At 71.5% G+C, this 23,894-nt stretch carries 21 protein-coding genes; 10 read left to right on the top strand and 11 right to left on the bottom strand.

Annotated elements, in window-relative coordinates:
* Positions 1–31: 31 nt before the first annotated feature.
* Positions 32–1,156 (bottom strand): hypothetical protein, encoded by a 1,125-nt coding sequence (locus ABZ896_RS04005; RefSeq protein ID WP_360921489.1) that lies wholly within the window; start codon positions 1,154–1,156, stop codon positions 32–34.
* An 80-nt stretch (positions 1,157–1,236) separates the two neighbouring features.
* On the bottom strand, positions 1,237–1,746 hold the full coding sequence (locus tag ABZ896_RS04010) for a sigma-70 family RNA polymerase sigma factor (RefSeq protein WP_360921492.1): 510 nt from the start codon (positions 1,744–1,746) through the stop codon (positions 1,237–1,239).
* 780 nt (positions 1,747–2,526) lie between these two features.
* Here ABZ896_RS04010 and kdpF point away from each other — a divergent pair.
* The 5 genes from kdpF (at position 2,527) to ABZ896_RS04035 (ending at position 7,824) form a co-directional block, all read left to right on the top strand.
* The gene (gene kdpF, locus ABZ896_RS04015) at positions 2,527–2,616 is read left to right on the top strand and encodes a K(+)-transporting ATPase subunit F (protein WP_016434100.1); all 90 of its coding nucleotides are present in this window, start codon (positions 2,527–2,529) and stop codon (positions 2,614–2,616) included.
* 8 nt (positions 2,617–2,624) lie between these two features.
* Positions 2,625–4,289 (top strand): potassium-transporting ATPase subunit KdpA, encoded by a 1,665-nt coding sequence (kdpA, locus tag ABZ896_RS04020; RefSeq protein ID WP_360921495.1) that lies wholly within the window; start codon positions 2,625–2,627, stop codon positions 4,287–4,289.
* Positions 4,286–6,409, top strand: coding sequence for a potassium-transporting ATPase subunit KdpB (kdpB, locus tag ABZ896_RS04025; RefSeq protein ID WP_360921498.1), 2,124 nt, complete (start codon positions 4,286–4,288; stop codon positions 6,407–6,409). Before kdpA ends, kdpB begins: the two co-directional genes overlap by 4 nt.
* 5 nt (positions 6,410–6,414) lie before the next feature.
* Entirely contained in the window at positions 6,415–7,047 is a 633-nt protein-coding gene (locus ABZ896_RS04030; RefSeq protein WP_360921501.1) for a potassium-transporting ATPase subunit C, read from the top strand.
* Between the two features lie 93 nt (positions 7,048–7,140).
* Complete coding sequence (locus ABZ896_RS04035; RefSeq protein WP_360921504.1) at positions 7,141–7,824, top strand: response regulator; 684 nt, start codon at positions 7,141–7,143, stop codon at positions 7,822–7,824.
* 53 nt (positions 7,825–7,877) lie between these two features.
* On the opposite strand, the gene ABZ896_RS04040 is transcribed toward ABZ896_RS04035, so the two are convergent.
* The 4 genes from ABZ896_RS04040 to ABZ896_RS04055 form a co-directional block, all read right to left on the bottom strand.
* On the bottom strand, positions 7,878–9,653 hold the full coding sequence (locus ABZ896_RS04040) for a DEAD/DEAH box helicase (protein WP_360921508.1): 1,776 nt from the start codon (positions 9,651–9,653) through the stop codon (positions 7,878–7,880).
* A gap of 89 nt (positions 9,654–9,742) precedes the next feature.
* Positions 9,743–9,946 carry a cold-shock protein gene (locus ABZ896_RS04045; protein WP_007502648.1) on the bottom strand — a complete coding sequence of 68 codons (204 nt, stop codon included), beginning with the start codon at positions 9,944–9,946 and terminating at the stop codon, positions 9,743–9,745.
* Between the two features lie 156 nt (positions 9,947–10,102).
* Positions 10,103–10,645, bottom strand: coding sequence for a DinB family protein (locus ABZ896_RS04050; protein WP_360921511.1), 543 nt, complete (start codon positions 10,643–10,645; stop codon positions 10,103–10,105).
* A gap of 46 nt (positions 10,646–10,691) precedes the next feature.
* A complete protein-coding gene (locus ABZ896_RS04055; RefSeq protein WP_360921514.1) occupies positions 10,692–11,600 on the bottom strand; it encodes a LysR family transcriptional regulator in 909 nt (302 codons plus the stop codon).
* A 128-nt stretch (positions 11,601–11,728) separates the two neighbouring features.
* Here ABZ896_RS04055 and ABZ896_RS04060 point away from each other — a divergent pair, with 128 nt between their 5' ends.
* Together ABZ896_RS04060 and ABZ896_RS04065 are read left to right on the top strand one after the other, a co-directional pair.
* Positions 11,729–12,811: an alcohol dehydrogenase catalytic domain-containing protein gene (locus ABZ896_RS04060; protein ID WP_360921517.1), complete on the top strand. Its 1,083-nt coding sequence runs from the start codon at positions 11,729–11,731 to the stop codon at positions 12,809–12,811.
* Complete coding sequence (locus ABZ896_RS04065; RefSeq protein ID WP_360921519.1) at positions 12,808–14,046, top strand: MFS transporter; 1,239 nt, start codon at positions 12,808–12,810, stop codon at positions 14,044–14,046. The genes ABZ896_RS04060 and ABZ896_RS04065 overlap by 4 nt, the downstream gene beginning before the upstream one ends.
* Positions 14,047–14,060: 14 nt before the next feature.
* Here the strand turns inward: ABZ896_RS04065 and ABZ896_RS04070 are convergent, their stop codons facing one another.
* The 4 genes from ABZ896_RS04070 to ABZ896_RS04085 all read right to left on the bottom strand — a co-directional run bounded on the left by ABZ896_RS04070 (position 14,061) and on the right by ABZ896_RS04085 (position 20,534).
* Complete coding sequence (locus tag ABZ896_RS04070) at positions 14,061–15,128, bottom strand: LacI family DNA-binding transcriptional regulator (RefSeq protein WP_360921522.1); 1,068 nt, start codon at positions 15,126–15,128, stop codon at positions 14,061–14,063.
* An 83-nt stretch (positions 15,129–15,211) separates the two neighbouring features.
* Positions 15,212–17,581: a beta-galactosidase gene (locus ABZ896_RS04075; protein WP_360921525.1), complete on the bottom strand. Its 2,370-nt coding sequence runs from the start codon at positions 17,579–17,581 to the stop codon at positions 15,212–15,214.
* Complete coding sequence (locus tag ABZ896_RS04080; protein WP_360921528.1) at positions 17,578–19,338, bottom strand: glycoside hydrolase family 35 protein; 1,761 nt, start codon at positions 19,336–19,338, stop codon at positions 17,578–17,580. Before ABZ896_RS04080 ends, ABZ896_RS04075 begins: the two co-directional genes overlap by 4 nt.
* A gap of 17 nt (positions 19,339–19,355) precedes the next feature.
* A complete protein-coding gene (locus ABZ896_RS04085) occupies positions 19,356–20,534 on the bottom strand; it encodes an MFS transporter (RefSeq protein WP_360921531.1) in 1,179 nt (392 codons plus the stop codon).
* A gap of 127 nt (positions 20,535–20,661) precedes the next feature.
* Between ABZ896_RS04085 and ABZ896_RS04090 the strand changes: the two genes are divergently transcribed.
* The 3 genes from ABZ896_RS04090 (at position 20,662) to ABZ896_RS04100 (ending at position 22,811) form a co-directional block, all read left to right on the top strand.
* The gene (locus ABZ896_RS04090; RefSeq protein WP_360921534.1) at positions 20,662–21,297 is read left to right on the top strand and encodes a PAS domain-containing protein; all 636 of its coding nucleotides are present in this window, start codon (positions 20,662–20,664) and stop codon (positions 21,295–21,297) included.
* Between the two features lie 15 nt (positions 21,298–21,312).
* On the top strand, positions 21,313–22,290 hold the full coding sequence (locus ABZ896_RS04095) for a pyridoxal-phosphate dependent enzyme (RefSeq protein ID WP_360921537.1): 978 nt from the start codon (positions 21,313–21,315) through the stop codon (positions 22,288–22,290).
* Positions 22,291–22,451: 161 nt separating this feature from the next.
* The gene (locus tag ABZ896_RS04100) at positions 22,452–22,811 is read left to right on the top strand and encodes a cupin domain-containing protein (RefSeq protein ID WP_360921540.1); all 360 of its coding nucleotides are present in this window, start codon (positions 22,452–22,454) and stop codon (positions 22,809–22,811) included.
* Positions 22,812–22,835: 24 nt separating this feature from the next.
* Here ABZ896_RS04100 and ABZ896_RS04105 read toward each other — a convergent pair whose 3' ends face one another.
* Positions 22,836–23,810 carry an NAD(P)-dependent alcohol dehydrogenase gene (locus ABZ896_RS04105; RefSeq protein ID WP_360921543.1) on the bottom strand — a complete coding sequence of 325 codons (975 nt, stop codon included), beginning with the start codon at positions 23,808–23,810 and terminating at the stop codon, positions 22,836–22,838.
* Positions 23,811–23,894: the final 84 nt, after the last annotated feature.

Here is a 23,894-nt window from a genome sequence, read left to right on the forward strand (position 1 = left end):
GCCCCTGCAAAGCAGGTCCGGCGGAGGCGTCTCAGGGGCGCGGGGAACTGCGCGACCGGCCCCCACCGGCCCGCAGCCGACGATGTGCTTCACCAGACGGTTCTGTGACGGGGCCGGCAGACCTTGGAGGCCCCGTGCGAAATACCTCCGCCGGTTCCTCGGCCTCCTCGAACAGGTCCGCCTCGTTCGCGGCGCCGGTGGCCTCCGCGGACGGCAGCACCGGTGGGACGACGGGCAGTACCCGCGCCACGGCCCGGCCCAGCGCGCTGCAACCGACCAGCAGCGGCGTGCCGGGCACGGCGACCTGCCCGTGCCGATCCGTCAGCAGGGTCCGTACGTAACCGCGCCCGGGACCCCGCACGAGGACCCGCAGCGCGGGCGTGTCCCCCGGAGGGGCCGCCAGTTCCGGGGGCAGCGGATCCGGCAGCTCGGTGGTGACCAGGACGGGCGCGATGCCGAGCCTGGCCGGGGCCCGCCGGGCGGCCCGGTACGCGGCACGCACCGGCTCGCCCGGGTGGCCCCGGTGCACCCCTTCGGCGACAACGACCAGCGGGGCCGGCAGCCGTGCGTCGAGCTGCGCGGCCAGCGCCTGGAGCAGCGCCCGGGAGGCCCGGTCGTCGCCGGTCACGGCGAGCACCGGCGGTCCGACGGCCAGGTCGAGGAAGGCACACCGCCGGCCGTCCACCGCGCCGAGGGCCACGACGATCGGGCGGACACCGACCGCCTCCGGCGCCACCGGGGGCAGGGCGGCGCGGGCCACGGTCCAGGGCTCCGGATCGTCGCGCCCTGCCAGCAGCACGGTCACCGAGTCGGCGCCCACCAGCGCGGCATACGGCCGGTCCGGAGCGGCGGCCGTACGGGCGACGGCCAGGGCGAGTTCGGCGTCCCGCCAGGTGGCCGGGGCCCGAAGCCGTCGCACGAGCAGCCGGCGCTCCCGCCGGTGCCGCAGCCAGGCCCGCGCGGGCGCGGCGAACGCGTGCGCCGTGACGGCCACTTCCCAGCCCAGCCGCGCCCACGCGGCACGCCAGCCGCCCCACCGGGTGGCCCACGCCCGCAGGAGGAGGAAGAGCAGCAGTGCCGCACCGGCGATACCGAGCCAGCGGTAGACGGCGTCGCTGTGCTCACGGAACCAGACGACGGGGTCGGTATTCCTCACTCGGTGTTCCTCACTGGGTATTCCTCACGCAATTCCCGCCAGCGGCGCCATCCCAGCCGCTCCCGCCATTCGCGCCGGTCTCATGCGGCCGGGATCTCGCGCCGCATGGCTTCCAGCGCGTAGTGGTTGCGGGACTTCACGGTGCCCTGCGGCACACCGATGACGCGGGCCGTCTCGGCCCGGGTGCGGTCGCGCAGGTGGATGTGGAAGAGCACCTCGCGGTGCTCGGGCGACAGCCGCCCCAGGGCCCGCCGGACGACCTGCCGCTCGACCACCGTGTCGGCCGGGTCGCCGGTGACGCCCGGACGGTGCAGGGCGTCCTCGGGCAGGGTGTCCACCGGCACCGAACGGTCGCGTCTGTGGGCGTCCACGGCCAGGTTGTGGGCGACTCTCCGGAGCCAGGCGATGCGGTGGTCCTCGTCATGGACGTCGAGGTCGTTGAGCCAGGCCCGCAACATCGTCTCCTGCACGATGTCCTCCGCGCGGTGGAGATCGCCGGCGGTGAGCCGGTTCGCGTAGCGCAGCAGGTGCGGCCGATGGCGCTCGGCGGCGGGCAGGAGGGATAAGGCGGCGGGACGAGCGTCGGACATGGGCTGCTCCAGGACCTGAATGCATTTTTCCTCCCGAAGGTTCCGTCAAAGAGCTGGCAAAGCGAAAGGGAATGATCTCGAGTCCACCTAGAATTCATTTTCCGTGCCACTGCCAATATGGATATCACCGCAGAAAAGGCACCAACCGACCCCCGCCCGAACCACTGACCAGCCCCTGGTGGGGGGCGGCCACGAGGGTGAACTCGTGGACGTATCAGGGGTGTTGGGGCGCCACGGGGTGTACCGGGACCTCCGGCTGGACGAGGCCGCCGTGGCGGCCGTCGCCGGGGCCGGCGGCCGGCTCGCGACCCACCCGCACGTCCGTGCGGTGACCTTCCGCAACGACCGCGGAGCCTGGAACCAGGAACCGGACGCCTGTCCCGCGCATCCCGTGTCCAGCGGAGGTCGTGTGCCGTACCGACGGGTTCGCACGCGTCGTCGGAGGGTCCCATGCCGCGACCGTAGGGACGCACGGAGCCGGACGACAGCCCTCTTGACGGGACTCTGACGCCACCGTCGTCCGTTCCGCCGAACCCGGGCGCCGCCGGGCGACCGGCTGAGGGGGACGGCTGCCGTCAGAGATCCGTCAAAGCCGCGGCAGTGCCCGTATGGGAGCCGTCAACGACCGGCCCGATCCGGTCACGCAGGGGCTTTCCTCTAATCGTCCGCTTCCCACGAACCTCGACTCCAGGAGTTCACGATGGCCGATCTGGCCTTCGTCGTCACCACGATCGCGCTGTTCGCGCTGGTGGCCCTCGTCGCCAAGGGGGTGACGAAGCTGTGACCGCCGAGAACATCGTCGGCCTGGTCGTGGCCGTCGCCCTGCTGGGCTATCTCGTCCTCGCCCTGATCTTCCCGGAGAGGTTCTGAGCCGCACCATGGGTCCCGTACTCGCAGGCGTCCTCCAACTGCTCGCCCTCATCGGCGCGTTGGCCCTCGCCTACATCCCCCTCGGCACCTACATGGCCAGGGTCTACTCCTCCGACCGGCACTGGCGCGTGGAGCGCTGGATCTACCGGGGCATCGGCGCCGACCCGGACACCGAGATGCGCTGGACCGCGTACCTGCGCGGTGTCCTCGCCTTCTCGGCGGCCGGGGTCCTCTTCCTCTACCTGCTCCAGCGTCTGCAGGGTGTCCTGCCCGGTTCCCTCGGCTTCGCCTCGGTGAATCCGGCGCAGTCGTTCAACACGGCCGTGTCGTTCGTGACCAACACCAACTGGCAGTCGTACTACGGCGAGCAGACCATGGGCCACGTCGTCCAGACGGCCGGGCTGGCCGTGCAGAACTTCGTCTCGGCGGCCGTCGGCATCGCCGTCGCGGTGGCCCTCGTACGGGGCTTCGCGCGCTCCCGCAGCGGTGAACTCGGCAACTTCTGGGCCGACATGGTGCGCGGTGTGACCCGCATCCTGCTGCCGGGCGCCTTCATTGCGGCCGTCGTGCTGGTGGCGTGCGGGGCGATCCAGAACTTCTCCGGCATCCACGAGGTCGGTCAGTTCATGGGCGGTTCGCAGCAGTGGAACGGGGGTGCGGTCGCCTCGCAGGAGGCCATCAAGGAGCTGGGCACCAACGGCGGCGGCTACTTCAACGCCAACTCGGCGCATCCGTTTGAGAATCCGACGCCTTTCACCAACCTCTTCGAGATCTTCCTGCTGCTGGTGATCCCGTTCGCGCTGACCCGGACCTTCGGCGTGATGGTCGGAAGCGTCAGGCAGGGGTACGCGATCCTCGCGACCATGGCCAGCATCTGGGTCGGCTTCGTCGCCCTGATGATGTGGACCGAATTCGCCCACCACGGACCGGCGTTGCAGATCGCCGGCGGGGCGATGGAGGGCAAGGAGGTGCGCTTCGGCGTCGGCTCCTCGTCGATCTTCGCGGTCTCCACGACCCTGACCTCGACCGGTGCGGTGGACTCCTTCCACTCCTCCTTCACCGGGCTCGGCGGCGGGATCACCATCCTGGGCATGCAGTTGGGCGAGATCGCGCCCGGCGGCACCGGCTCGGGCCTGTACGGCATGCTGATCATGGCGGTCATCGCGGTGTTCATCGCCGGGCTGATGGTCGGCCGTACCCCCGAGTACCTGGGCAAGAAGATCGGCACCCGCGAGATCAAGCTCGCCGCCTGCTACCTCCTGATCACCCCGGCCCTGGTGCTGGTGCTCGCCGCGATCTCCATGGCGCTGCCGACGCCGCCGCACTCGATGCTCAACTCCGGTGCGCACGGCTTCTCCGAGGTGCTGTACGCGTTCACCTCCGCCGCGAACAACAACGGCTCGGCGTTCGCCGGGCTGAACGCGAACACCGACTGGTACAACACCATGCTCGGCGTGGCGATGCTGCTGGGCCGCTTCCTGCCGATGGTGTTCGTGCTGGCGCTGGCCGGCTCGCTCGGCGAGCAGCAGCCGGTGCCGGCCACCGCAGGCACCCTGCGCACCGAAAAGCCCCTGTTCACCGGGTTGTTGGTGGGCGCGATCCTCATCATCACCGGTCTGACGTACTTCCCCGCCCTGGCGCTGGGGCCGCTGGCCGAGGGGCTGGCGTCATGACCACCCGTACGGAAAGCGACGAGATGTCCACTCCCACCCTCGCGCCCCACCAGGACGCGCCCACCGGGCACAAGGCCCCCGAGGGCCGTGTCGGCGCCGGTCTCTTCGACCCCAGGCAACTCCTCAAGTCGCTGCCGGACGCGGTCCGCAAGCTCGATCCGCGGGTGATGGTCAAGTCGCCCGTCATGTTCGTGGTGTGGATCGGGTCCGTGCTGACCACGGTGTTCTCCTTCAAGGACCCGGGGGACTGGTTCGGCTGGGCGATCAGCGCCTGGCTGTGGCTCACCGTCGTCTTCGCCAACCTCGCCGAAGCGGTCGCCGAGGGCCGCGGAAAGGCCCAGGCCGACACGCTCAGGAAGGCCAAGACCGACACGGTCGCGCGCCGCCTGCTCAAGGACGACTCCGAGGAGCAGGTCCCCGGCACCGAGCTGAAGATCGGTGACCTGGTCGTCTGTGAGGCCGGCGACATCATCCCTGGCGACGGTGACGTCGTCGAGGGGGTCGCGAGTGTCGACGAGTCGGCGATCACCGGTGAGTCGGCGCCCGTGATCCGGGAGTCGGGCGGCGACCGCAGCGCCGTCACGGGCGGCACGAAGGTCCTCTCCGACCGGATCGTCATCAAGATTACGACGAAGCCGGGTGAGACTTTCATCGACCGGATGATCGCCTTGGTGGAGGGCGCGGCCCGGCAGAAGACGCCCAACGAGATCGCGCTGAACATCCTGCTCGCCTCGCTGACCATCGTCTTCCTGCTCGCCGTGGCGACTTTGCCGCCGTTCGCGGACTATGCGGGCACCCACCTGACGATGGTCGTGCTGGTCGCCCTGCTGGTGTGCCTGATCCCGACGACCATCGGCGCCCTGCTCTCCGCGATCGGCATCGCGGGCATGGACCGCCTGGTCCAGCGCAACGTCCTTGCCATGTCCGGAAGGGCAGTTGAAGCGGCCGGTGACGTCTCGACACTGCTGCTCGACAAGACCGGCACGATCACGCTCGGCAACCGTCAGGCGTCCGAGTTCGTGCCGGTGAACGGGGTGACGGACGCCGAGGTCGCCGACGCGGCCCAACTGTCGTCGCTGGCCGACGAGACACCCGAGGGCCGCTCCATCGTTGTACTCGCGAAGGAGAAGTACGGACTGCGCGAGCGCCACCAGGGCGAACTCACCGGTGCTGAGTGGATCGAGTTCACCGCGCAGACCCGGATGTCCGGAGTCGACGTGGACGGGCGCAAGGTCCGCAAGGGCGCGGCCGGTTCGGTCATCAAGTGGGTCGAGGAGCGGGGCGGCACGGTCGCCGAGGACGCGGACACGGCCGCCAACCGGATCTCCGAGGCCGGCGGCACCCCGCTGCTCGTGGCCGTGGAGGACACCGAAGGTGCCCGGATCCTCGGCGTCATCCACCTCAAGGACGTCGTCAAGGAGGGCATGCGGGAGCGGTTCGACGAGCTGCGGCGCATGGGCATCAAGACCGTCATGATCACGGGTGACAACCCGCTGACCGCGAAGGCGATCGCCGAGGAGGCGGGCGTCGACGACTTCCTCGCCGAGGCCACCCCCGAGGACAAGATGGCCCTCATCAAGCGGGAGCAGGCCGGCGGCAAACTCGTCGCGATGACCGGCGACGGCACCAACGACGCGCCCGCGCTCGCGCAGGCGGACGTCGGCGTCGCGATGAACACCGGCACCTCGGCCGCCAAGGAGGCCGGCAACATGGTCGACCTCGACTCCAACCCGACCAAGCTCATCGAGATCGTCGAGATCGGCAAGCAACTCCTCATCACCCGGGGCGCGTTGACCACGTTCTCCATCGCCAACGACGTCGCCAAGTACTTCGCGATCATCCCGGCGCTGTTCGCGGCGGTCTACCCGGGCTTGGACAAGCTCAACATCATGGGGCTCTCCTCGCCCGACTCCGCGATCCTGTCCGCCGTCATCTTCAACGCGCTGATCATCATCGCGCTGGTGCCGCTGTCGCTGAAGGGCGTGCAGTACCGGCCGGTCAGCGCCGACAAGCTGCTGCGCCGCAACCTCGCCGTCTACGGCATCGGCGGACTGATCGCCCCCTTCATCGGCATCAAACTCATCGACCTGCTCATCTCCCTCATCCCCGGGATCGGCTGAAGGCCATGAACAACTCCGTATCGAACACCGGCCGATTGCTGTGGGCCGGGCTGCGCGCCCTGCTGGTGCTCACCCTGGTGACGGGTGTCATCTACCCGCTCGCCGTCACCGGCGTCGCCCAGGCGCTCTTCCACCACAAGGCGAACGGCTCCGAGGTGACGTACGACGGCAAGGTCGTCGGCTCCTCGCTCATCGGCCAACAGGGCTACAGCCTGGACTACTTCCAGCCGCGCCCGGCGAACGGACTGGGTGAAAACTCGGTCAACACGCAGTACAAGCTGATCCTGTCCGGCGCCACCAATCTCTCCGCGGACAGCAAGGCTCTGGTCCAGCAGGTCGAGGACGCCAAGGCGAAGGTCGTCAAGGACAACTCGGTGCCCGGCTACACCGTCAGGCCGTCCGAGGTCCCCGCCGACGCGGTCACCTCCTCCGCCTCCGGCCTCGACCCGGACATCTCCCCGCAGTACGCGGACCTCCAGGTCCACCGGGTCGCCGAGAAGAACGGCCTGACCGTCGCCCAGGTGCAGAAGCTCGTCGACGCGCACACCGAGAGCCGCACGCTCGGCTTCATCGGAGAGCCCCGCGTCAACGTCCTCGAACTCAACATCGCGCTCAAGGCCCTCGCGGCCAAGAGCTGACGGCGTCCCGCGACCCGCATGGGAGCCGGCGGCCCGGACCCGCCGGCTCCCACCGCCACCGAGGCGGCCACCCACGACAGGAGGGGCTCACCCATGACCCGGGTGCTGGTGGTGGAGGACGACCCGCAGCTCGTGCGGGCCCTGGTCATCAACCTGCAGGCGCGTCGGTACGGCGTGGACGCCGCGCCCGACGGCACCACGGGCCTGCGGCTCGCGGCCGCCCGTCGGCCCGACGTGGTGCTGCTGGACCTGGGCCTGCCCGACATGGACGGCGTCGCCGTCATCAGGGCGCTGCGTGGCTGGACCCGGGTGCCGATCATGGTGATCTCGGCCCGGCAGGGGTCGGACGAGAAGGTGGCCGCGCTCGACGCGGGCGCCGACGACTACGTCACCAAGCCGTTCAGCATGGACGAGCTGCTGGCCCGGCTGCGGGCCGCCGTCCGGCGTACCGAGGAACTTCCGCTGACTCCCGGGACCGCCCGGGTGGAGACGGCGGACTTCAGCATCGACCTGCTCGCGAAGAAGGTCGTACGGGACGGCCACGACGTACGGCTGACACCCACCGAGTGGCACCTGCTGGAGATCCTGGTGACCAGCCCCGGCCGGCTGATCACGCAGCTGCACCTCCTCCAGGAGGTGTGGGGAGTCTCGCAGCACGACAAGACGAACTACCTGCGTGTCTATATGGCCCAACTGCGCCGCAAGCTGGAGAAGGACCCCTCCCACCCCCGCCACCTGATCACCGAGCCCGGCATGGGCTACCGCTTCGAAGCCTGACCCCGCCCGCGAGCTCGCCAGGACGCAGGGCCGCCCTGGCGATAGGCGTCGGATTACGCGGCGTCGCTCGCGTTGGGCCGGGCCGCCCTACGGCGTCCGGAGCCCCGGGTGCTCTTGGCGGACGCGGCGCGCGGAGTCGTACCGGAAGCGCGAGACGCCGTACCGGATGCGGTCCGGGACGAGGAACCGGACGTGGCGCGGGACGTCGTACCGGATGCACCCCGGGACGTCGTACCGGAAGCCGACTGGCGCCCGGAGCCGCGGCCGGTCGCTGTCGCGGCACCGCCCTGCGTCTTCCCGGCGGACCCCGAGCGGCGGGCGGCGGTGCGGTCGCCGGACGCGGACGTGCTGCCGGAGGCCTTCGCTGGGGCGGCCGAGCGCCGGGCGGAGCCCTGGCCTCCCGTCCTGGTGGCACCGGCCGACGACGCCTGGGCCGCCTCGCCACCGGACCGGCTCCTGCGGCCGGACCGTCGGCCGCCCGGCCTGTCACCGGGCTTCCGGTCCGCGCGGGACGCAGGCGCCGCCGGCTGGGGCACCTCGATCGTGACGGCGACGCCGGACGGCTCGCGGGCGCCCGTGATCGTGGCCAGTTCCGTGTCGCTGGAGGTGACGCGGGCCGTGCGGGGGCGGATGCCCGCGTCCGACATCAGCCGGGTCATCTCCCGCTTCTGCTCGGGCAGGACCAGCGTGACCACACTGCCGGAGCCGCCGGCGCGGGCCGTGCGGCCGCCCCGGTGGAGGTAGTCCTTGTGGTCGGTGGGGGGATCGACGTTGACGACGAGGTCGAGGTCGTCGACGTGGATGCCCCGGGCCGCGACGTTCGTCGCCACCAGCGCCGTGACCTGGCCGTTCTTGAACTGCTCCAGGGTGCGGTTGCGCTGCGGCTGGGAACGCCCGCCGTGCAGGGCCGCCGCGCGCACCCCGACGGCCAGCAGCCGCTTGGCGAGCCGGTCGGCGGACCGCTTGGTGTCGAGGAAGAGGATGACCCGGCCGTCACGGGCCGCGATGCGCGTGGTGACGGCCTTCTTGTCGGTCTCGTCCTGGACGTGGAGCACGTGGTGCTCCATGGTCGTCACCGCTCCCGCCGACGGGTCCACGGAGTGCACCACGGGGTCGGTCAGGAACCGCTGCACCAGGCGGTCGATGTTGCGGTCCAGGGTGGCCGAGAAGAGCATGCGCTGACCGTCGGGCCGCACCTGCGTGATCAGCTTGGTGATCTGCGGCAGGAAGCCCATGTCGGTCATCTGGTCGGCCTCGTCCAGCACCGTGATGCGGACGTCGCCGAGCACGCACTCCCCGCGCTCCACCAGGTCGTTGAGCCGGCCCGGAGTCGCCACCAGCACCTCGGCACCGCGCCGGAGCGTGCCGGCCTGCTTGGTGATGGACAGGCCGCCGACCACGGTGGCCAGCCGGAGGTTGACCGCCGTCGCGTACGGGGTCAGCGCGTCCGTCACCTGCTGGGCGAGTTCCCGGGTGGGCACCAGCACGAGGGCGAGCGGCGCCTTGGGCGCGGCGCGCAGTCCGGCGGTGCGGGCCAGGAGCGCGAGCCCGAACGCGAGGGTCTTGCCGGAGCCGGTGCGCCCCCGCCCCAGCAGGTCACGGCCGGCGATCGAGTTGGGCAGGGTGGCGCCCTGGATCGGGAAAGGGGTGGTCACCCCCTGCGCGGCGAGGGTCTTCAGCAGACCCGCGGGCATGTCCAGGTCGGCGAATTCCTCGACGGCGGGGAGTGCGGGGGTCGTGCTCTCCGGCAGCCGGAACTCCCTCGGCGACGACGCGGACGGTGGGGGTGACGAGGCGCGCCGATTCGACTTCTGGGGCCTGCGGGACATGCGATGCTCTGCCTTCCTGGAAAACAGCACAAACCGGGGTCCGCACCATTCGGTGCGGACCCCGGTGAGCGGGAATACGCGTCCGGCTATCAGGCGGGGACGATGTTCTCCGCCTGGGGACCCTTCTGGCCCTGCGTGACGTCGAAGGAGACCCGCTGGCCCTCCTGCAGCTCACGGAAGCCCTGGGTCGCGATGTTCGAGTAGTGGGCGAAGACGTCCGGGCCGCCGCCGTCCTGCTCGATGAAGCCGAAGCCCTTTTCCGAGTTGAACCACTTGACGGTTCCCTGTGCCATGACTTTCTCCTTCTGTAGGCAGAGGCCCCATCCGGAGATCCCGGAAAACAAATAATGCGCCTGCAGGAGAAAGCATTCCCGTCAGGCGCACATAGGTTCATGGGTACCACAACTGCAACTCGGAAACCGTAGCACAGTCCGGGGTCGGATGCCTGGTCAGACGTGGAGGTCGAGTGTGTCGAGCACGAGATAGCCGTCGACGCGGCTGAGCCGGTCCGAGGCGGGATCCGGCGGGAGGGCGTGTCCGAGGTCGTCGGCGCGCACCTCGCTGATCCACTGGTCGTGCTGGTACTCGTGGTTGATCAGCGCGGTCAGCAAGTGGGCTCCCACGACGGTCAGTTGGGCCGGGGCCCCGACGTCGCCCGCGGCGATGGCGCCCATGCGGACGTGGACCCGTTCGGCGACGGTGTCGCGGAACGTGGTGAGCCGTTCGACCGTGGGCAGCGCCCCGCGGAACTTCTCCGGGTTGGCCGAGTCCATGAGCCCGTCCAGTTCCGGGTCGGGGCTCGGCTCGGCCGCGGTGAGGTTGCGGACCATGAAGTGGGCGACATGGGCCTGGTGGCCCAGATGCCAGCCGATGGCGCTGGAGTCCTCGTGCGGTCGCCAGGTCACCTCGTCCGCGGTGAGGTCCTTCCAGAGCGCGTCGGTGTACGCGCGGGCACGGTCGTACTCGCGAAGCAGTTCGGTGAGTCGGTGCATGACTTCCCCTGTCCGGGTCGGGTCCCGCTCGCGTGGCGGGAAGGGATCAGTGCGAGGCGGACGGCTGCCGGTGGGCGGCCGCGAGGCTGTCGGCCAGGTGGAGGAGATCGGGGCCGAGGACGGAGCCGGCGCTCCACACCGCCTCGAAGGAGATCCGCACCTCGCGGCCCTGGTCCGTCAGCGGCCGGTGGGGCGCGTCCGGCGAGGTGAGCTTGGAGCGGGGGACCATGGCCGACCCCAGGCCCAGCCGCGACCACTCCTGCAGCCCCTGGTAGCTGCCGGCCTCCCCCGGATACGTCCGCAGGGGCAGCTCACGGGCCTGGAAGAGCTGCGTGGTGAACGTGGTCAGACCGCAGGTGTCCGGGACGAGGATGAACTGCTCCTTGGCGGCCTCCTCGAGTTCGACGGGAGTGCCCTCGCAGGCGTCCGGACCGACCACGACGATCGGCTCGATGTCGATGACCCGGTGTTCGAAACGCGGCATGGGGGCGACGGCCGGGATCAGGACGATGTCCAGCTCGTCCGCCAGCAGACAGGCCCGCAGGTCCTGCATGTCCGCCTCGCGCAGCACGAGGTCGCGGGGGAGGGGAAGGTCGCGGACCGTGCCGAACACGCGGGCGACCAGATGCGAACCGATCAGGGGCGAGACGCCCATGCGGATCGTCCGCTCGCCCGGTTCGGCCAGCCGTCTGGCCTCCGCCGCGACGGCGTCGAGGGCGACCAGGGCGCGCTCGATCAACGGAAGGATGCGGGCACCGAACGCCGTCTGGGTCACCCCTCGCGGTGACCGGTCGAACAACTTGCCGCCCAGGCGCTCCTCCAGCTTGGCGATCCCGTTGGACAGAGCGGGCTGGGTGACGCCGTAGGCCCGCGCGGCGGCGCTGAAGGACTTGGTCTCGGCGACCGCCTGCGCGTACCGGAGACCTTCGGGATTCAGCCGGTCGGTCATAGCCATGCCTTATAGCTCCATTCGCGGTCGCCACCTACCGGTCCGCTCTTCCTCTGCATACGGTGAGGGTCTGCCGCATCAGCATAACCAGCAGCTATATCCAGTACCGCCGTACGAGAGAAGGACGCAGCGTCATGCCGGACCCCGCCGTGACCATGGTCGTGACCGAGCCCGGAGGCCCGCTCCACCCCTCCGTGGCTGAGATGGCGTCGCCTACGGGGACGTGGGTCCGCGTGGCCGTCGAGGCGAGCGGTGTGTGCAACGCGGACATCGCGACGGCCGCCGCGACCGGCAAGGGGACCTCGTTCCCGGTCACGCCGGGGCACGAGGTCGCCGGAGTCGTCGCCGAGCTGGGCGACAGGGTCGAGGGCTGGGCGGTCGGGGACCGGGTGGCCGTCGGATGGTTCGGCGGCAGCTGCGGGCACTGCGCCTTCTGCCGGACCGGCGATGTCGTCCACTGTCCCGACCGCAAGGTGCCCGGTCTCTCCTACGCGGGTGGCTGGGCGCAGACCGTCACCGTGCCCGCCGACGCGCTCGCGCGTATCCCCGACGGACTGGACCCCTTCGATGCCGCGCCGTTCGGCTGCGCGGGGGTGACGACCTTCAATGCCGTCCGCAAGGCGGGCACGCGTGCGGGTGGCCGTGTCGCCGTGTTCGGACTGGGCGGCCTCGGGCACCTCGCCGTCCAGTACGCGGCGAGGCTCGGGTACGAGACGATCGCCGTCGCCCGGGGCGGCGACCGCGAGAAGCTCGCCCGCGAACTCGGCGCCCACCACTACGTCGACAGCGACGCGAGGCCGCCCGGGGCGGCCCTGAGGGAACTCGGCGGCGCCGACCTCATCGTCCACACCGCCTCCACCACCGCCCCCGTGACCGAACTGCTCACCGGGCTGAACGTGCACGGGCGGCTCACCCTCGTGGGCGTCGACGCGGGATCCGTGACCGTCCCCGCGGCCCGGCTCGTCATGAACGGCCACACCCTCACCGGCCATCTGACCGGCAGCCCCCGGGAGACGGAGGAGGCGATGCGGTTCGCCGTCACCCACGGCGTACGGGCCCATGGTCGAGCGGATGCCGCTGCGGGAGGCGGGAGAGGCGCTCACCCGGCTGCGTTCCGGAGCCCCGCGCTTCCGTATCGTCCTGGACGCCGCCTGACCGGCGCGGAAACCCGCGATCGCATCGACGGCCACCCCTGGGAAATGAGAAACCGCCTGTGACGAGCACCGCCTCAGCCACCCCCTCCGGAACGTCCCCCGGGCCCGAGGCACAGCGCCGGGTGCTGACCGTCCTGGTCGCCAGTCAGATCCTGAGCGGGGCCGGACTCGCGGCCGGCATCACCGTCGGTGCCCTGCTCGCACAGGACATGCTCGGCTCCACCGACCTCGCGGGCCTGCCCAGCGCCCTGTTCACCGCCGGCTCGGCCCTCGCCGCGGTCGCGGTGGGCCGTATCTCCCAGGCCCGGGGCCGCAGACCGGGCCTGGCCCTCGGATACCTGACCGGCGCCGTCGGCAGCGCGGGTGTCATCGCCGCCGCCGTCGCCGACAGCCCCGTCCTGCTGTTCCTCGCCCTGTTCGTCTACGGCGCGGGCACCGCCACCAACCTCCAGGCGCGCTACGCCGGTGCCGACCTGGCCGCCCCCGGGCACCGCGCCCGCGCCGTCTCCACGGTCCTGGTCGCCACCACCCTCGGCGGAGTCGTCGGCCCCAACCTGGCCGCGCCCACGGGGAGCCTCGCCGAGGACATCGGCGTCCCCGCCCTGGCAGGACCGTTCCTCCTCTCCGGTACGGCCTACGCCCTCGCCGCCCTCGTCCTGGCCGTCTGGCTGCGCCCCGACCCCCTGCTGCTCGCCCGCGGTCTCGACCTCCGGCAGCCGCAGGAGACCACCCCCGTCGCGAAGACGCGTGGGCCGGGGCTGATACCGGGTGCGCTGACGATGATCCTCACCCAGCTCGTCATGGCCGCCGTGATGACGATGACGCCCGTCCACATGCACGACCACGGACACGGCACCGCCGCCTCCGGCCTGGTGATCGCCATCCATGTCGGCGCCATGTACCTGCCCTCGCCGCTGACCGGCCGGCTCGTCGACCGGTACGGCCCCACCGCCATCGCCGCGTCCTCGGGCCTCACGCTCCTGGCCGCCGGGATCACGGCCGCCGCGGCACCCGCGGACTCCGTCGCGCTGCTCGCCCTGGCGCTCGCGTTGCTCGGCGTGGGCTGGAACCTCGGTCTCGTCTCCGGCACCGCGATGATCACCGACGCGGTGCCGCTGGCGACCCGCGCCCGGACCCAGGGACTGGTCGACGTGTCCATCGCGATCGCCGGCGCCACCGGGGGCCTCTCCTCCGGCCTCGTCGTCTCCGCCGCGAGCTACCCCGTCCTGGCCCTCACCGGCGGCGTGCTCGCCCTCGCGGTCCTCCCCGCCGTCGCCGCGGGGGCGACCAGGCGGTAACCGACGCCGACGCCTCAGCGCTGCGGTGCCGGACCACTGCTCGCGCGTACCACCAGGTCGACCGGGACCAGCGAGTCGGGCCCGGGCGCGTCCGCCGAGTCGTCGATACGGCTCAGAAGCAGCCGTAGCGCGCGCGTGCCGATCTCCGCGAAGTCCGTGCGGACGGTCGTCAGCGGCGGCAGCAGATGCGCGGCCTCCGGGATGTCGTCGTAGCCGACCACACTGATGTCCCCGGGGACCGAGCGGCCCGCCTCGTGGAGGGCGTGCAGGACGCCCAGGGCCATCTGGTCGTTGGAGACGAACACCGCGGTCACGTCGGACCGCCGGGCCAGACGGCGCCCCAGGTGGTAGCCGGAGTCCGCGCTCCAGTCGCCGAACAGCGGCTCGGGGACCGGTGCCCCGGCCGCCTCCAGGGTCGACCGCCAGCTTTCCAGCCGGTGGTCGGCGGAGGTCCAGCCGCTCGGGCCCGCGATGTGCCGGACGGTCTCGTGGCCGAGCCCCAGCAGATGCTCGGTGGCCTTGCGCGCCCCCGTCCGCGAATCGCCGGTGACCTGCTCGGTCTCGGTGTCGAAGCCGTTCTCCAGAACGACGAGAGGGGTGTCGAGACGGGTGTCGGCCAGGGCATGCCCCACCCACAGCTGCGGGGCGATGGCGATGACCCCGTCCGCCCCCTCGGCCGAGAGCCGGTCCACGGCCTCCACGACCGTCTGCCGCTCGGCCGTGTCCAGCGCGATCGAGCTGACCAGGTAACCGGCCTCCTGAGCCGCGGTGTTGATCGCGGTCAGGATCGAGGCGGGACCATAGCGGGCCGCGTCGAAGGAGATCACTCCGAGCATCCGGGTCCGGCCACTGGCGAGCGAACGGGCGCTGCGACTCGGCCGGTAGCCGAGGGTGCGCATGGCCGCGAGCACGGTCTCCCGGGTCTCGGGCCGGACCGACGGATGCTCGTTGAGCACGCGCGAGACGGTCTGCTTGGAGACTCCGGCCAGCCGGGCGACGTCGTCCATCACGGGCCGCGAGCCCGCGAAGTTGCGCCTGCTGCGCCCCTTCGCAGCGGCTCCGCCGGTGGCGCTCGGTGTCATGGTGGCGGTTTCCTCGACCTCGGGTGGGGGCGGTACGGCCCCCGGGGCGGACCCGGGGGACCACAGCATAGGCGGGAGCCGGCTCAGCCGGCCCGGACCGACCAGGTCCGGCGGGTGATCCACTCGGCCCGCACGACGGATGCCGTACGACCGTCCGCGGCGGCCTGCGGCGGCAGGTACACCGGCGCGTCCGCGCCCAACGGCAGCAACCGCAGCCGCAGTTCGCCGACGGGCAGCCGGTCCACCCCGATGTCCCAGACCCGCCCCGCGTAGAACTGGTCGGCCACGAGCGTGTCGCCCACGTACGCCCGCCCCACGTCCCCGCTCCAGTGCAGCCGCAGCAGCGTGCCCGGCGGCAGGTCCTCGGGCACCTCGACGCGGTACTCGGCGGCCACGGTGTCGAAGTACCGGTCCGCCGGCGCACTCGCCCGGTCCAGGACGCCGGTCACGGTCGGGGGAGCGTCCCCGGCGGGCCGCACCAGCGTGACCTCGGCATCTTCTACGACGGGACCCGCGCCGGATCCGACCGGGTACCGAGTGAACACCCCGTCCGGGGCCCCGCTCACGGGCTCCCCGTCCACCACCGGCGCCCGCTCCGGCGCGGGCAGCACCGCGAACGAGGTGTCCGCGCCCGAGCCGTGCAGCCGTACCTCGTCCCGGTCGAAGACGACACCGTCGGCGCTGAGCACCAGCCGCTCGGCGCCCCAGGCCTCGCCCCGGTAGACGGTACGGGCGGTGGCCGCGTCCAGCACCAGCAGGCCGACGCGTCCGCCGTCCGCCGTATCCACCTCGACGAGGGCGTCGGTGCCGGGACGCACCCCGGTCACCAGCAGCCGGTCGTCCACCGGAGTGACATCACCGGAGGGCGTGGCGACGGCGGCCACCGTGTCGGCGGCCAGGGCGAGTTCGGGCGCGACGCCGTCCGTCGCGGCCAGCACGAGGACGGTACGGCCGTCCACGTCGACCGTGCACACCGGCTGGGCCGTGGCCCACTCCAGCCGCAGCCCCGCCACGTCGAGCCGCAGCGGCCAGCAGAAGTACGCCCCGGACGGCACGGTGACGGGCGTGCTCGGCAGGTTCAACGTCTGGTGAATGTGCGGGAGTTCGACGGTGAACGACGTCTCCGGGTGCTCCGGCAGCGGCTCGTGCGGCTGGTGGTTGTTGACGAACAGGAAGCCGCAGGAGCCGTCACCGCGCACCGCCCACCGCAGGGTCTCCCGGTCGTCCTGCCCGTCCGGCTGCCGCTCGGGCAGGACGGACTCCATGGGCGCGATCAGATGCCCGAAGTCCGCCAACAGCAGGTGCTGGAGCCGGAGTTCGTGGTAGGTGCGCCGGTACTGGCCGTACTCGCCGAGCGGTGCCTGGAAGTCGTACGTCAGGACCGGCAGGTCGTTGGGGTAGCCGGTGGCGTGCGACTCCTGCAGGGTGGTCAGCTCGCCCGCCGGATTCGTGCCGCCGTGGAACATGTAGTAGCCCTGCCAGACCGAACCGCAGCCGATCTTGGTGAGGCCGAGCGCGCCGATGTCGTCCGGGTCGACGTACGGACGACGGTGGTACGACACCGCCATGCCGCCGCCCAACTCGCAGGTGGCCCACGGGAACCGGTCGGCGAAAGCGTCCGGTTCGCTGCCGCGCACCGTCATGGGGCGCAGGTCGGAACCGATGCCCTCGTCGTCGCGCTGGTGGGTGAAGAAGAAGTGCTTGCGGCAGGTGTCGGGCCAGCCGCCGTCCGCCTCCGTCCAGAAGGTCTCGGTGTAGCCGCCGTACAGCGGAAGCAGCTCGTTCGGCGGGAGTTGGACCCCGCCCCAGGCGGTCGACGTCCACAACGGGGCGCTGAGCCCGGCCTCCTGAGCCATCCGCTTCAGCGTCAGGAGGTGGCCCGGCTGGTCGTAGAGCTCGTTCTCGATCTGGACGGCGACGATCGGGCCGCCGGACGCCCGGTCCAGGCCGCGCAGTTGCTCGGCGACCGCCGCGAACCACGGTCGTACCGCGTCCAGATAGGCCGGATCGTCGGTGCGGATCTTGCAGTCGCGTGCCAACACCCAGTTCGGGAGGCCGCCGTTGCGGACCTCCGCGTGCGACCAGGGGCCGACGCGGGGGATGAAGTCCAGGCCGTGGCGGGCGCACAGTTCGGCGAAGCGGCGCAGGTCCAGATCGTCGTCGAAACAGACGCGGCCCTCGGTCTCCTCGTGATGGATCCAGATGATGTAGCTGGCGACGGCGGTTACCCCGCCCGCCTTCATCTTCAGGAGCTCCTCCTCCCACTCGGCGGCCGGGTAGCGGGAGTAGTGGAACTCGCCGGAGACCGGGAACCAGGGGCGGCCGCCGCGGGTGAGCCAGCGGCTGGTCACCTCGATGGGGTCGGCCACGCCCGGCGCGTCGGCGAAGGGCAGGTGGCCGGTGAGCGGGGGAGCGGCGGGCGCGGGGAAGCGCAGTCGGTGCGAGTGGGTCACCAGGTGTCCTCCGGTCCGAGGTCGGCGGTGTCCGTGAGCTGGGCACGGGTGCCGGTGGTGGCGTGCAGTTCGAGGACGACGAGGTCGTTGGTACCGGGGCGCAGGACCGGGGCGGGGACGTACAGCGTGTGCTGCGGTCCGCGGTTCCAGTAGCGGCCGAGGTGGAAGCCGTTGACCCAGGCCTGGCCCTTGGTCCAGCCGGGCAGGGCGAGGAAGGTGTCGGCGGGCGTGGCCACCTCGAAGGTGCCCCGGTGGAAGGCGGGACCGGCGGCCGGGCCCGTCCCGTACGCCCCGAACGGTACGGCGGTCAGGTCGTCGACCGGTACCGGCCGCGCCTCCCAGCCGTGCAGGGCGGTCCCCTGGAAGGAGACCGGGCCGAGCAGCCCCTTGGGCGCTCCGATGCGCGGCCCGTAGTTGACCCCGCCCATGTTCTCGACGAGCACCTCCAGCACGGCACCGGCGTGCGGCACCCGGACGGGCAGTGTCTCGTCGTGGCGTTCGCGTTCCAGGACGCCGAAGGGGGCGCCGTCCACGAAGACCTGGGCGCGGTCGCCGACCCCGCCCGCGAAGTGCAGCAGGCCGTCGCCCGCCGTGGGCAGGGTGGTGCGGTAGAGCACGTAACCCGACTGCGCGCCCAGCGCGTTCATCGTCGCCGGGTCCTCGGTGCGCACCGGCGGGAGACCCCGGACGTACGACAGCAGCGGCGCGTGCTGGTCCAACTCCACGCCCGTGACCGGGAGTCTGGGCGCCGGTGCGGGGGCCGGCTCCTCCGGGACCGGGGCGTGGCGGGCGATGACCTCGCGGAAGGCGTGGTACTTCGGGCCGGGGTCGCCGCTCTCGGTGAGGGCCGCGTCGTAGTCGTAGGAGGTGATGGTGGGCGCGTAGGCATGCTTGTGGTTGGCGCCGTTGGTGAAGCCGAAGTTGGTGCCGCCGTGGAACATGTAGATGTTGACCGAGGCCCCGGTCGCGAGCAGCCGGTCCAGGTCGGCCGCCGCGTCGGCCGCGCTGCGGACATGGTGCGGGCCGCCCCAGTGGTCGAACCAGCCGATCCAGAACTCCGCGCACATCAGCGGGCCTTCGGGCTGGTGGGCGCGGAGCGCGCCCAGGTTCTCCTCGACGCGGCTGCCGAAGGTGGTGGTCGCGAGCGTGCCGGGCAGGGTACCGGCCGCCAGATGCTCCGGGTTGGCCTGGTCGCAGGTGAACAGCAGCTCCTCGACGCCCCGTTCGCGCAGCGACTGGTGGACGTGCTTGAGATAGGCGGTGTCGTCGCCGTACGCCCCGTACTCGTTCTCCACCTGCACGGCGATCACCGGGCCGCCATGTGCCGCCAGATACGGCCGCAGCGCGGGCAGCAGCAGGTCCAGATAGCCGTCGAACGCGTCCGTGAAGCGCGGGTCGCTGGTGCGCAGCCGGATGTCGGGGTCCGCGAGGAGCCAGGAGGGCAGCCCGCCGTCGTCCCACTCGGCGCAGATGAACGGGCCCGGGCGCAGGATGACATGGAGGCCCTCCTGCTGGGCCAGCCGCAGCCAGCGGGGCAGGTCGAGGAAGCCGTCCAGGACGAGCGCGCCCGGCTCCGGCTGGTGGTGGTTCCAGGGCAGATATGTCTCGACGGTGTTCAGGCCCATCAGGCGGGCCTTGCGCAGCCGGTCGCTCCACTGGTCGGGGTGGATGCGGAAGTAGTGCATGGCCCCGGAGATGATCCGGAACGGCTCGCCGTGCAGGAGGAAGCCGTCGGACGTCGTCGTCAGAGCGGGCATGCGGGATTCCCTTCGAGTCAGCGGGAGTTCGGGGGCTTTCGGGTGCTGCGGGCGAGCCGGAACGTGGTGGCCAGGCACAGTGCCGAGACGCCACTCAGCAGAAGCGGAACGGCCCGGACGCCGGACCACTCGATGACCTTGCCCAGTGCCGGTCCCGCCGCCACACCGCCGACCATGGAGGCGGCGATGACCACGGCGCCGGTCCGGCGGGCACCGGGGGCCGCCTGGTGCAGCCAGGACAGACCGGTGGGGAAGACCGGCGCGATGAACAGACCGACACCGGCGTACGCGTAGGGCGCCAACTCCTCTACGGACGCCAGGAGGAGACAGACCGTCATACCCGCGCAGGACACGGTGACGATGGTCTGCGCCGAGAACCGCAGTGTGAGCGGGGCGACCAGGAAACGGCCCGCGGTCATCATCAGCCAGTAGACGGAGGTGGCGGTCGCGGCCACCCCGGCGCCGTATCCCACGGTCTCCAGGTGAGTGGGCTCCCAGCCGCCGACGCCCGCCTCGATGCCCACATGCAGGACGTAGAGCACGACGAACAGGACGAGCACCGAGGCCAGGCTGCGGCTACGGGCGACCTGGGGGCCGGGCGCCGTGTCGGACGGCTGCGGCGCCCGGTCCTGCACGCCCCTCAGGCACAGGAGCAACGGCAGGTTGACCAGGGCGAATCCGAGGAAGACCGCCGGGTAGCGCGCGGCGCCGACCGCGCCGATCAGCGCCGGGCCGAGGACCGCGCCCACGCCGAACTGCGCGTTGAGAATGTTGAGCATCGCGGTGGAGCGCGGGCCGAAGCCGACCGCGAAGAGCTGGTTGAGCCCGCAGGCGATGCCGCCGAAGCCGAACCCGGCCAGCAGCGCCGAGGCCAGGGCGGCCGGCCAGTTCGGCGCCAGCGCGAAGCCCACCGCTCCGGCCGCCATCAGCAGGTACGACGTGCCGAGGATGCGCCGGTTGCCGATCCGCCCGAAGAGCCGGTCGAACAGCAGGACTCCGGCGACCCCGCCGATGAAATGGGCGCTGAGCGCGAGTCCGGCGCCGGACGGCGACAGCCCGAACTCCTCCCGGAACGCGGGGACCGCCGCGCCGTACAGCGCTTGGAGCGCGCCGATGAGCATGGAGCCGACACAGGAGGCGACCACGGCCGCCGGACTGAAGACCGGGGCGCGGGAGGGAGCCGTTGTCGATGCCATGGATGTTGATGTTACCGGTAACATTCGGGCCGTCAACATCTTTGTGGAGATGCTCGGCGTTCTGGACTGTTCGTCCAGGCCTTGGACGTGTAGTCTAGATTTTGCGAAGAGAGGACGGGAGGTTGCGATGGAAGCCGAACGGAACGCGATCATCGCCGCGCTGACCCCTGTCGTCGACGGGATCGCGGCGACCTTCGGACCGGTGTGTGAAGTGGTGCTGCACGACTACCGGCAGCCGGAGAAGTCGGTGGTCGCCCTCGCCGGCTCGGTCACCGGGCGTTCGGTGGGCGGGGCGATGAGCCAGATCGGGATGCGGATGGTCGCCCGCGGCGACGAGGCCGCCGACGAGCTCAACTACGTCACCCGCACCGGCACCGGGCGGCTGGTCAAGTCGTCGACGATCCTGCTGCGGGACTCCGGCGGCGCGGTCTTCGGCGCCCTGTGTGTCAACGTCGACGTCACCGCCGCGAGCGAGGTCCACGCCCTGCTCGGCGCGCTCGCCGGCGTCGGCGCGACCCCCGCCGAACCGCCCGTCACCACCTTCGGCGACGACATCGACTCCGTGGTCGACGTCATGCTCGACGCCCATCGGCACCAGTCCTGGGCGCTGCTCGACCGCGCCGGACGACTCGAGCTGTTCCGCAGCCTCGACGAGCGGGGCGTCTTCGCCGTACGGCGCGCGATCGAGCAGGTGGCCGGGCGGCTCGGCATCTCCCGCGCCTCCGCCTACAGCTACCTCTCCCAGTCCCGCAAACAGACCTGAAACCGGAGGTCACCCGTGCCGACCACCGTCCCGCCGGTCACCCTCGACGACGTCCTCGACGCGGCCGCCCGCCTCAAGGGCGTCGCGCACCGCACTCCGGTGCTGCGCTCCCGCACCCTCGACGCCCTGGTCGGCGCCGAGGTCCACCTCAAGTGCGAGAACTTCCAGCGTGTCGGTGCCTTCAAGTTCCGCGGCGCCTACAACGCGGTCTCCCGGCTGAGCCCGGACCAGCTGGCCCGGGGCGTCGCCGCGTACTCCTCCGGGAACCACGCGCAGGCCGTCGCGCTGGCCGCGCGGGAACTCGGGACGACCGCGGTGATCGTCATGCCCGAGGACGCGCCGCGTTCCAAGCGGGCGGCGACGGAGGGGTACGGCGCGGAGGTCGTCACGTACGACCGGTACGCCGAGGATCGCGTCGCGGTGGCGGAGGGGGTGGCGGCCGAGCGGGGGCTCGCGTTGATCCCGCCGTACGAGCATCCGCACGTCATGGCGGGGCAGGGGACGGCCGCGCTCGAACTGCTTGACGAGGTGGGGGAGTTGGGTGCGCTGCTCGTGCCCGTCGGGGGTGGTGGGCTGATGGCGGGGAGTGCGACCGTCGCCAAGGGGCGGTTTCCGGGGATCCGCATGATCGGCGTGGAGCCGGAGGCGGGGGACGACACCAAGCGGTCGCTGGAGGAGGGGCGGCGGGTGAGTGTCCCGGTGCCGAAGACCATTGCGGACGGGCAGGCGTTGCATGAGCCGGGGGAGCTGACGTTCTCCGTGAACCGGCGGTTGGTCGACTCGATCGCCTTGGTGTCCGACGAGGAGATCCGGGAGGCCATGCGGTTCGCGTTCGAGCGGCTGAAGATGGTCGTGGAGCCGAGTGGGGCGAGTGCGCTGGCTGCGCTGCTTGCCGGGAGGGTGGGTGATGTGCCTGCGCGTGTCGGGGTGATCGTGTCCGGGGGGAATGTGGATGCGGAGCGGTTCGCGTCTCTGTGCGGGGGTGGGGAGTAGCGGGTCAGGAGAGGGGGGTGGGTGGGGTCGCCCCGTACTGTCTCCGCGCCGTCACTCGAATGGCGGCCCCGACTGGACGGGCGGACGATGGAGTGGTGGGGCGCGGCCTCCAGTGGTGCCGACGCCTCGGCCGTGATGTGCGGTCGGAAGGGAGAGTCGTCATGTTTGAGGTCAAGACGCTCGACAAGCCGGACGAGCGCCGCGATTTCCCCCGCGGCCACCTCGAAGCCGTCCACATGAGCGGACTGGACTTCGCCGTGGGCACCTTCGAGCCGGGCTGGCGCTGGTCCGAGTCCGTGGCGCCGATCGCGGGCACCAGCAGCTGCGAGGTCCACCACAACGGCTATGTGGTCCAGGGCCGGATGCACATCGCCATGACCGACGGCGCCGAGGGCGAAGTGGGCCCCGGAGATGTCTTCGTGGTCGCGCCCGGGCACGACGCGTGGGTCGTCGGCGACGAGCAGTGCGTGGTGTACGACTTCGCGGGCGGCATGGCGAAGGACTACGCGAAGAAGGGCTGACGGGCGGGGCTGGCTCACCGTCTCTCAGACGGCGATGACGATCTTCGAGCGCGCGTGTTCCACCACGTGGTGCCGGAGGGCCTCGGCCGCCTCGCTCAGCGGATAGACACGCTCCACGACCGGGGTGATCTTTCCGGCCTCGGCGAGTTCCCGCAGCTCCCGGAGGTTCCGCTTGTCGGCCTTCGCGGCGATCTCCAGCAGCCGTTGGCCGGCGAAGCGTGCCACCAGACGGCGCCGGATGAACAGCGCCATCGGGCCGACGAGACTGCCGCCCTCGTAGACGCCCCCGCCGGACAGCACCAGCGCTCCGGTGGGGGTGACGGCGCGGCGGAAAGCGGTGAGGGAGTGGTTGCCGACCAGGTCCAGGACGACGTCGTACCGGATCCCCGAGCGGGTGAAGTCCTCCTGCCGGTAGTCGATGACGTGGTCGGCGCCGAGTGAGCGGACGAGGTCGGCGTTCCGTTCGCCGCACACGGCGGTGACCTCCGCGCCGTACACCTTGCCGAGCTGTACGGCGAAGGGGCCGACGCCTCCCGACGCCCCGTTGACCAGCAGGCTCTGGCCCGGTTTGAGCGGGGCCACGTCCCGCAGGCCGATCAGCGCGGTGTTCGCCGCCAAGGGGATCGCCGCCGCCTCCTCGAAGGTGAGGTTCGCGGGCTTCAGGTCGGTCTCGGAGTCGCGGGCGCACACGTACTCGGCGAAGGCGCCGTTCGCCTCGCCGTACACCTCGTCCCCGGGCCGCAGTCCCGTGACCCCGGCGCCGAGCGCCTCGACGCGGCCCGCGAAGTCCCGGCCGCGGATCCTCGTCCTCGGCGCGCGCAGTCCCATCGACAGCCGCGCGATCTTCGGATCGCCGTGCATGAAGTGCCAGTCGTAGGCGTTGACGGAAGACGCGTGCACCTTCACCAGCACCTCGCCCGGCCCGGGCACCGGCTGGTCGACCTCCCTCAACTCCAGTGCGTCCGCCGAGCCGTACCGGTCCTGGACCACTGCCTTCATGGGACCCCCTCCCTGCTTCGGAGAGTAGGGCATCCCGTGCCGCTTGCCACCCTTCCTGCCGGTCACCGGAGTGCATGCCGGCCA

The sequence above is a fragment of the Streptomyces sp. NPDC047072 genome (genome assembly GCF_040643855.1).
GTDB lineage: Bacteria > Actinomycetota > Actinomycetes > Streptomycetales > Streptomycetaceae > Streptomyces.